This is a genomic window from Ruegeria sp. YKSD179, assembly GCF_059612885.1.
This window is the reverse complement of the sequence record NZ_JBXWRL010000110.1, coordinates 1-3,875: the sequence shown is the minus strand read 5'-3', so window position 1 is coordinate 3,875 and position 3,875 is coordinate 1. Positions and strand designations below refer to the sequence as shown.

Sequence of the window (3,875 nt, the reverse complement as noted above, 5' to 3'; positions counted from 1 at the left end):
CAACGCAGTCGCCGCACGAAGTGCGTTCTTAAGATACATCCCTGTCCTCCCTGAGCTTGGATGTTGTAGGAAGAGGGTAGATCAGAAATTGTCGCGGCGTCAATAAAAACTTTACGCGCGTCAATTTTTAGTCAGGCAGATTCCCTTAAAATGAGTCGGGCCGGAAACAAAGTTTCCGTTCGTTTGTCAAATTTCCCACCGTTTTCAACAAGTTCGAAAAGCGTTTCGACACTGCGCGCGGCGACATTGTCGTAGTCATGCGCAGCGGTCGTTAAAGACGGGCACGTGAATTTGGAAAAGGGGTGGTCGTCATTTGACGCCACGCGTAATGCGCAATCTGCCTTGCGTCCGACCCGGATCCCCCGTTCGTAACACGCAGCAAGAAACCCAATTGCAAGACGGTCATTACTGCACAAAACAGAGTCAGTCCTAAGAGCGCCTTCCTCCAGAGCTTTCATCGCACCCTGGCGGCCAATCTCTTCGAAACCCCAACCTTCTCCGTCGATTTTTATAATGTGGGGCTCGAACCCAAGTCTCTGCATGACTTCGATATATGCATTGCGCCGTTTGTTCGCATTCGGGTTCGCGGGGGTCCGCATTTCAAAAAACGATGGCGGTTCGCCGGTCCGGGTCATGTACTCTACGGTCTGGGAAACGAAACTATAGTTATCCGAACCAATGAAAGCAGCACCCAATCCTTCTAGGTTACTATCAAACAAAACTGTTGGCACGTTGCCGCAAAACTTTTCGATTTTGGAACGATCCGATGCTCGCCCCAGAGGCGCCAACAAAACGCCAGCAGGTTTCAATGACCTCAAACTGTCCAGAATCTCGCCTTCCAACTCTGGCTCACCATGCGAACTGAACAAAGTTGGGCGGTACCCTGCAGCAATGCAGCTCTGCTCAAGATACCGGGCAATTTCCGCAAAGAAGGGATCAGCCAGATAAGGAACAACAATGCCAATGTTCTTCGTTAATTTACGGTTTTGGTTAACCGCGAAGATATTCGGACGATAATCGAACCTTTCCAATGCTTCTTCGATACGAGTCCGAGTCGTGCTACGCACGCTTTCGGGATCGTGAAAATACTTGGATACAGTTGGACGAGAGATACCACTGACAGCGGCGAACTCTTCCATATTCTTGATTTTTGTCATGCCCATCTACCTAGGGTGAACACCACCGCGAATTTAACACGTCTTTACGTATTCTTTGCGCGCGACAAAAAATGTCAATAGCGGGCAATTGACTGATAAGTTATTAAAAAATTCTGTTTGATTTCAATTTAATCGATGAACTTGCAATCAAATAATTTCCGCCAGCGCGATGGGAAACTCATCTTCGGTGCGCGAGGCGATTTGAATGAGTCAAAGAAAAAATCGCCAAACGAACGTCAATTTAGCGGTTAGCTTTGGACGATTTAAAAAGGGGCAGGGTCGTTCGGCAGTGTGCTTACGTTTGACTGATACACCGCTTAAACAAGGGCGTCTTTCGTTGGCTACGTCAAGCTGGTAACCAGCTTAAAAAAAGCCTTCCCGGATTGTAATCCGAAAAGGCAATTCATTTGCCTCAGGGTTAGGCTAACCCCGTTTATCAAATGTCGAGAGTATTCTCTTTCTCCCAACGAGAAAAATGCGACACAAACGAGTTCCATTCTTGATGTTTCATTTTCAGAAACGCCGCCGAAAACTCTTCGCCCATCATCGCCTTCAGACCTTTATCCCTATCATAAGCCCGCAGCGCGTCCAGCATGTTCAGCGGTAGCTTCGGCGCTCCGCGAACCTTGTGGCCCTCTGCGTACATATCGATGTCGTATCTTTTACCTGGATCTGCCTTGGACCTGATGCCAGACAAACCGGCAGCAATAATTACTGCCTGGAGCAAGTATGGGTTAGTTGCACCGTCTGGCAGTCGAAGTTCGAACCGACCAGGACCCGGTACGCGAACCATGTGGGTACGGTTGTTGCCGGTCCATGTTACTGTGTTCGGCGCCCACGTTGCACCCGACATTGTGCGTGGCGCATTGATACGCTTGTAGCTGTTGACCGTTGGATTAGTGATCGCCGCCAGCGCACTGGCGTGTTTCATGATGCCACCCAAAAAATGCTTGCCCTGCTCGGCTAGTCCCAACTCTCCGGTTGGACCGTCGCCTTCACCCGCAAACACATTCGTTTTTGCAGCCGCTCCGGGCGCGTCCCAAACTGAGATGTGCGCATGGCAACCATTACCTGTCAAACCTTCAACAGGCTTGGGCATGAAAGTAGCGCGGAACCCGTGTTTCTCAGCCACCGATTTTGCCATGAATTTAAAGAATGAATGCTTATCCGCCGTACGAAGGACGTCGTCATATTCCCAGTTCATCTCAAACTGGCCATTGGCGTCTTCGTGATCATTCTGATAGGGCCCCCAGCCCAGTTCCAGCATATAATCGCAAATCTCGCGTACCACGTCATAGCGGCGCATCACGGCCTGTTGGTCGTAACAAGGCTTTTCCGCAGTGTCGAATGGGTCGCTTATTTGTTCACCGTCAGGAGTGAGCAGGAAGAACTCGGCTTCGATACCAGTCTTAACATGAAGCCCTTCGCCAGCAGCTTCATTAATCAATCGGCGGAGGACATTGCGCGGCGCTTGTGCCACGTCTTCACCTTCCATTACGCAATTGGCAGCGACCCAGGCGACCTCGGGCTTCCACGGAAGTTGGATGACCGATGACGGATCTGGCACTGCCAACATATCTGGGTGTGCGGGCGTCATGTCGAGCCAGGTAGCAAAGCCTGCGAAACCGGCGCCTTCTTCCTGCATGTCTGCTATAGCTTGTGCCGGAACCAGCTTTGCGCGCTGTCCACCGAACAAGTCAGTGAACGAGATCATGAAATATTTGACGCCTTTTTCTTTGGCGAAAGCAGCCAGATCTATCGTCATGGGCGGCCTTCCTTTCCCTGTTGATATCGTTTGTAAAAAAACGCGGCCCATTTGGGCCACGCTTTGAAGAGGTTTTGTTTTAGAAACCCGCCTTGCCCGGGTACCAATCTGTTCCCGCCAACGGAACGCGTGCCATCGCCGCTGCCTCCATTGTAAGAGCACACAGATCTTCAGGCTCCAGATTGTGCAGGTGATTATGCCCGCATGCGCGCGCGATTGTTTGCGCCTCAAGAGTCATGACCTTGAGGTAATTACGCAACCTTCGCCCAGCCTCGACCGGATCCAAGCGCTTGGCCAATTCTGGGTCCTGCGTAGTGATACCCGCGGGATCCAAGCCCTCGTGCCAATCGTCATATGCGCCGGTGGTCGTACCCAATTTTTGATATTCGGCTTCCCACTTCGGGTCATTGTCACCCAAAGCGATCAACGCTGCAGTACCGATAGCCACCGCATCTGCACCCAATGCCAACGCCTTGGCCACATCTGCACCGGTGCGGATACCACCCGAAATCACTAACTGCACTTCACGGTGAACGCCTAAGTCCTGCAACGCCTGCACTGCAGGGCGAATGCAAGATAGTGTTGGCAAACCCACATGTTCAATGAACACATCCTGGGTAGCGGCAGTGCCACCCTGCATTCCGTCCATTACAACGACGTCTGCTCCGGCCTTAACTGCCAAAGCGGTGTCGTAGTAGGGCCGCGTGGCACCAACCTTAACATAGATTGGTATCTGCCAATCTGTAATTTCACGTAACTCAAGGATCTTGATTTCCAGATCGTCAGGCCCTGTCCAGTCGGGATGACGGCAAGCGGAGCGCTGATCAATTCCTTTGGGCAACGTTCGCATTTCAGCAACACGATCCGAAATCTTCTGACCCAGCAGCATGCCACCACCGCCGGGTTTGGCACCCTGCCCCACCACGACTTCGATTGCGTCAGCCTTGCGCAGG

Annotated in this window: 3 protein-coding genes; all 3 read right to left on the bottom strand. The window is 51.7% G+C overall.

From position 1 onward, the window contains the following. Window positions 1-131: 131 nt before the first annotated feature. On the bottom strand, window positions 132-1,157 hold the full coding sequence (locus AC2FNE_RS24430; protein WP_437436818.1) for a LacI family DNA-binding transcriptional regulator: 1,026 nt from the start codon (window positions 1,155-1,157) through the stop codon (window positions 132-134). A gap of 436 nt (window positions 1,158-1,593) precedes the next feature. Next, the gene (gene glnT / locus AC2FNE_RS24425; RefSeq protein WP_170479911.1) at window positions 1,594-2,922 is read right to left on the bottom strand and encodes a type III glutamate--ammonia ligase; all 1,329 of its coding nucleotides are present in this window, start codon (window positions 2,920-2,922) and stop codon (window positions 1,594-1,596) included. Window positions 2,923-3,001: 79 nt separating this feature from the next. Then, window positions 3,002-3,875: FMN-binding glutamate synthase family protein (locus AC2FNE_RS24420; protein ID WP_496806544.1), on the bottom strand; the 874-nt coding region annotated here is incomplete at its 5' end.